Origin of the sequence: Synechococcus sp. R3-13, from assembly GCF_047462195.1 — a bacterium.
Taxonomy (GTDB): Bacteria; Cyanobacteriota; Cyanobacteriia; order Thermostichales; family Thermostichaceae; genus Thermostichus.
The window spans coordinates 1-1,379 of the sequence record NZ_JANSIO010000482.1; the positions used below are offsets into that span (position 1 = coordinate 1).

Here is a 1,379-nt window from a genome sequence, read left to right on the forward strand (position 1 = left end):
ACTCAAGGTGGCTACAGGCTGGGCCTCTGCCAAGAGCGCCTGAGTTTGCAGGTCGGTGATGGTGACCAACAAGCGCCGCGAGCTATCAATGGCAAATTCGACGCGAAGGCGATCCTCTCCCACGCGGCCAGGGGGCTGCAAACGGGCCAGACAAATTGGTGATGACTCCGTCGAAGTAGCGCGAACGGTTGGGGATCCAAGAGGAGCTAGAGATCGGAAATCGGTTTGCCGGGTGAGCTGCCGGCTGCTCATCCGCCCCAGCTCGTCGTAAACCACTTCCGACTGGACTACCTGGGCCACTTCTCCCACCTCTAGGCGAATCTCCGTTTGTCCGTCGTTGGCCACTTGCAGGATCAAGGGCTCAGCCCGTCGGCAGGGATAGGGGCTGCCCTGTTCGAAGAGGGGGTAGTAGATGTAGCTTTTCTGCAAGGGATCCCAGAGGCGGATGGCGTAGCTGTGGTGCAGGCGATCCTCCAACTTCACCTGGCGGCCCACCTGCAGGGCGCCCAGGGCCACGGCATCGAAGGGGCGTTCGCAGCGCACTTTCTTTTTGCCGAAGTAGGAGCGCAGCAGCTCTTGAACTGCTGGCAGTTGGGAGCTGCCTCCTACCAAGAGCACCTGCTCAATTTGGTTCTTGCCCAATCCCCTCGCCTGGGCGGTGAGAAGAACGTCGTCTAGGCACTGGCGGATTTGATCCAAAAGCTGGTGGGTTTCCAGGATCTCTTCCAGCTCCTGCCGGCTTAACTTCAACTCATGGGCAGTGAGGGCTTCGTCGTCAAACCAACTGCCCACCGCTTCCATCTGAGTGGAAAGGGCGATCTTGAGCTGTTCCGCCTGCTCCAGGAGGTTGAGCCAGCCCAGAGCTCCAATTTGCTGTCGGCTTAGCCCCAGTTGCTGCAGTAGGTAGTCGGCAATCCAAATGTCGATGTCCACCCCGCCCACATAGGCATCGGCCTTGGCGATCACCTCCGCTTTGAGGACAGGGCTACCCGCTTGGGGAGCGAGGGTGCGCACCAAGCTGAGATCCAAGGTACCGCCGCCGAAATCCACCACCAGCACTAGGGATCCCGGCTGGCCAACCGCATAGCCCAGGGCTGCTGCCGTGGCTTCATCGACAATTTGAACGGGATCCCAGCCACAGGCACTGGCCACTCCCCGCAGCCAATTGAGGTAGCGCTCAAAAGAGCCGACAGGGGCGGTGAACACCAGCTGTTGCGGCTGCAGGTGTTCTTTCGGGACAGCTTCCATCACCGTCTGCAAAAAAGCTTGGGCCACCCTCTCGGCGTCGTAGCGCTCTCCATCTAGAACTCGCGGCGGAGGGACAAACTCCGCCACCAAGTCCCGCTTAAACCCCTGAAACAGCCGTTGCGGATCCACTG

Annotated in this window: 1 protein-coding gene; it reads right to left on the reverse strand. The window is 60.3% G+C overall.

Annotated features, from left to right (window positions below; translation table 11 throughout):
* The coding region (locus tag NW856_RS13370) for an Hsp70 family protein (RefSeq protein WP_414400652.1) at positions 1-1,379 on the reverse strand (1,379 nt) is incomplete at both ends.